The sequence below is a fragment of the Streptomyces sp. YS-3 genome (assembly GCF_045257485.1).
Classification (GTDB): domain Bacteria; phylum Actinomycetota; class Actinomycetes; order Streptomycetales; family Streptomycetaceae; genus Streptomyces.
In genome coordinates this window covers 1-779 of record NZ_JBJHPC010001138.1, presented here as the reverse complement: position 1 = coordinate 779, position 779 = coordinate 1, and the positions used below count along the sequence as shown (strand labels likewise).

Sequence of the window (779 nt, the reverse complement as noted above, 5' to 3'; positions counted from 1 at the left end):
GTCGGGGCCCATCTCGCCGTCCTCGCCGACGCCCTGGGCTATCTGCTCTCAGCCGTGTTCCTGCTGCGCATCAGGCAGCCCGAGGAACCGCCCGCGGTCGCCGCCGACGCGTCCCTGCGCAAGGACATCGGCGAGGGCATCCGCTTCGTCACCGGCCATCCGCTGCTGCGCGTCATCGCCCTCACCACGGCCCTGGGCAACCTGTGCATGGCCGTCCTGATGGCGACGCAGACCGTGCACCTCGTCCGCGTCGTCGGGCTGGAGCCGGGTGCCCTGGGACTGGTGCTGTCCGCCTCCGCCATCGGCGGGCTCCTGGGCGCCGTGTGCTCCGGGCGGCTCGCCGCCCGCTGGGGACAGGCCCGGCTCATCCTCTGGTCGGTCCTGCTGAGCGGACCGTTCGCCCTGTTCTGGCCCCTGTCGGGGCACGGCACCCTCGGGGCGGCCCTGTTCGCCACGGGATCGGCGGGCATCTCGTTCGGCGCGGTCGTCTACAACATCGCCCAGGTCAGCTTCCGCCAGGGGCTGTGCCCGCCGCACCTGCTCGGCCGGATGAACGCCACCCTGCGCTTCCTGATGTGGGGCACCCTGCCGCTCGGCGCACTCCTGGGCGGCACCCTCGCCGAGGCCTTCGGCCCGCGTACCGCGCTGGCCTGCTGCGCCGCCGGCTTCCTCGCCGTACCGCTGCCGCTGCTGCTCTCCCCGCTGCGCAGGATGCGGGACCTGCCCGAACCGGAGCACCCCGGCGCCCCCGTGCCCGCGGCGCCCGAGGAGGACACGGC

1 protein-coding gene is annotated in these 779 nt (G+C 74.5%); it reads left to right on the top strand.

The window, feature by feature from the left end:
- Nucleotides 1-779, top strand: a 779-nt coding sequence (locus tag ACJA3G_RS37965; RefSeq protein ID WP_406557541.1) for an MFS transporter, incomplete at both ends; no start/stop codon positions are given.